Raw genomic sequence first — 3202 nt, 5'->3', positions numbered from 1 at the left:
AGGGAAATATTAACCGCAACTTCTGGAAATACAAGATTGATTAAATAATTTGGATATTTCGTTGTAGGGATATAAGTTATTTATATAAGACTTTGAAAAAAAAGATTTTTCTCAATAAACAGGGGTCTATTCTCATGATTATTGAGAATTTTATCAATAATTTCACGAGTTTTGGTAATTTCAGCCGGAGGGCTTGACAGTGGTTCGAGTTTCGGGTATGATGATGTTATTGGTGGGAAATAGTGCGCCCATATATATAGAGTTTCGAATTACTAAGATTATTATTTCCAAAATAAATCTCCGCAACTCTGAATTTGTTTTATGAAAATTATTTAATAATAATGATGCGTTACGTTGGGTATTTAAACATGGGGATTTTATGATCTTGGGTTTTCTGGCGTTAACTCAACCTACCTTGCTGATAAGATTTTGTCTAACAAGACTGACCACAACCAGGTAAAGTTGGATAATTTGCTAGAATTACGCATTGATTTTAGGAGTCTGGTTAATGACAACAATCTTAGAAACAAGTAGTATAAATATAATTTTGCTACAAATATCACAAATAACATCACCTAGTGAAGCAGTCAGTAGTCAAGTTGATTTAGTTCAAGGAATCATACAGGCATTTATTTTAGGCATTGTCCAAGGAATTACAGAGTTTTTACCAATTAGTAGTACAGCACATTTAATAATTTTTACGAAAGTATTTGCTTGGAAAGAACTTGGTGATAAAGATTTTGTTGATGCTATTCAATTTGGTAGTGTAATTGCCATTTTATGGTATTTTTGGCCTGTGATTTCTAGTTTAGTTAAAGGTGCAATTAAAGCTTTTAAAAACAAAGACTGGGAAAGGGAAGATTGGAAAATTGTTGTGGGAATTGCTGCGGGGACAATTCCAGCTTTAACAATTGGTTTTGTTTTCAAAGATGTAATTCCAGAAAGTTCCTTAATTATTGCGATAATGTCAATTATTATGGCATTTTTACTGGGTTTAGCCGAAAAAATTGGGACTCGGAAACGGGGTTTTGATGCTTTGGAAATTCGAGATGGGATTTTAGTAGGGTTGGGACAAACTTTAGCTTTAGTTCCGGGCGTTTCCCGTTCTGGTTCAACCTTAACCACAAGCTTATTTTTAGGGTTAAAAAGAGAAGCAGCAGCGAAATTTTCATTTTTATTAGGATTTCCAACTTTGACAATTGCGACTTTGTACAAAAGTTTGAAAATCTTGAAAATGTTTCAAGCTCATGAGTTACCAGATAATATTGTGATTTTGTTGATTGTTGGTATCATTTCTACCTTTATTTTCTCTTATTTATCAATTGCCTTTTTAATCAAATACTTGCAGACTAAAAATACCTTAGTTTTTGTTTGGTATAGATTGGCTTTTGGTATTTCCATCTTATTAGCCATTGCCGCAGGTTGGCCAGGATAACTCTGTTATAATATTGACGGTAGTTGGGAATTGGGTATTAAATTTTAGATTTTACTTGTCTTAAATTAATTTCTACTCCCCTACTATCAGAATCATATAGATTTAGTCAATTGACAACTGACAACTGACAACTGACAACTGACAACTAACCACTGACCACTGACAACGAACCACTAACCACTAACCACTAACTACTGACCACTGACAACGAACCACTGACAACTGACAACTGACAACTGACAACTAACCACTGACAACTGACCACTGACTCATGACTACTATTCAACCTGCTAAAATTACTAAGGTGCTTCCTGACTCAATTGCTGAAGAAATTGGCTTTGAGGTTGGTGATATGATTGTTAGTATTAATGGCACAAAACCCCGTGATTTAATTGATTATCAGTTTTTGTGCGCTGAGGAAATTCTGGAATTAGAAGTTTTAGATACGACAGGGAAAACCCATCATGTGGAAATTGAAAAAGATTATGATGATGATTTAGGTGTAGAATTTGCCACAGCTTTATTTGATAGTTTAATTCAGTGTAATAACCGTTGTCCTTTTTGCTTTATTGATCAACAACCACCGGGTAAACGCACCAGCTTATATTTAAAAGATGATGATTATAGATTAAGCTTTCTCTATGGTTCTTATCTGACTTTAACGAATTTAACCGCTAAAGAATGGCAAAGAATTGAACAAATGCGATTATCACCTCTATATGTTTCTGTACATTCCACAGAACCAGAGGTAAGAATTAGACTTTTAAAAAATCACCGCGCTGGTGAAATTTTATCACAAATTCGCTGGTTTCAAGAACGAAGATTACAAATTCATGCCCAAGTCGTTGTTTGTCCGGGTATAAATGACGGTGAACATCTCGAAAAGACCTTAAAAGACCTCACATCTTTTTATACTGGAGAATTACCCACTGTAGCATCAGTAGCAGTTGTTCCCGTGGGTTTAACGCGGTTTCGTCCCCAAGAAGATGAATTAATCCCTGTAACGCGGGAAAAAGCGCGGGAGGTAATTTGTCAAGTTAAATTACTAGCTGCGGAATTTCGCCAAAAATATGCTTCTAGTGTGGTATGGTTAGCTGATGAATGGTTTTTAATTGCGGGAGAAGAATTACCTACCGAAGCTGAATATGAAGAATACCCCCAAATTGATAATGGTGTGGGTTCAATTCGCTTATTTATTAAACAATTTACCCAAACTGCAAAAATACTATTACCACCGAAAATTACACACCGACGTAGATTAACTTGGGTGGTCGGTAATGCGGTGGAAACAGCATTTAAACCCCTTGTAGAACAGTTAAACACTGTAGAAGGTTTAGAGGTAAATATGCAGCCTTTGTGTAGTGATTATTGGGGTCAAAGTATAAGTGTAACTGGTTTATTAACAGGACATGATTTACTTTTAAACCTCAAAGGACAAGATTTAGGAGAGGGAATTTTATTACCTAGTGTTATGCTTAAACACGGGGAACTAGTATTTTTAGATGATATGACGGTTGAAGAAGTATCTCAACAATTAAATGTCAGCATTTTCCCTGTATCAGGAGTGGAGGAATTAATTAAAACTTGTATTCGTCGGTAATAAATTTGGACTTTTCAATAAATTAGACATCTGGTGAAAATTAAAATTAAATATGCTGAATAAATATAAGTTTCTACAATCTCTACTCTATCTCCTAGAGCTATTTAATTCTTATTTAACCCGCCTCAGAATGAATTCTGAGTCTAATAGCAAAAGCTATTTAATTC

Annotated in this window: 2 protein-coding genes; both read left to right on the top strand. The window is 34.7% G+C overall.

What is annotated here, in order from left to right:
• Positions 1-508 precede the first annotated feature (508 nt).
• A complete protein-coding gene (locus ACIR310F_RS0114610) occupies positions 509-1435 on the top strand; it encodes an undecaprenyl-diphosphate phosphatase (RefSeq protein ID WP_028084462.1) in 927 nt (308 codons plus the stop codon).
• A gap of 271 nt (positions 1436-1706) precedes the next feature.
• On the top strand, positions 1707-3035 hold the full coding sequence (locus ACIR310F_RS0114605) for a TIGR03279 family radical SAM protein (protein ID WP_028084461.1): 1329 nt from the start codon (positions 1707-1709) through the stop codon (positions 3033-3035).
• Positions 3036-3202 lie beyond the last annotated feature (167 nt).

It is taken from the genome of Dolichospermum circinale AWQC310F, from assembly GCF_000426925.1.
Taxonomy (GTDB): domain Bacteria; phylum Cyanobacteriota; class Cyanobacteriia; order Cyanobacteriales; family Nostocaceae; genus Dolichospermum; species Dolichospermum circinale.
The sequence above is the reverse complement of the archived record's forward strand: the minus strand, read 5'-3'. Positions and strand labels throughout refer to the sequence as shown.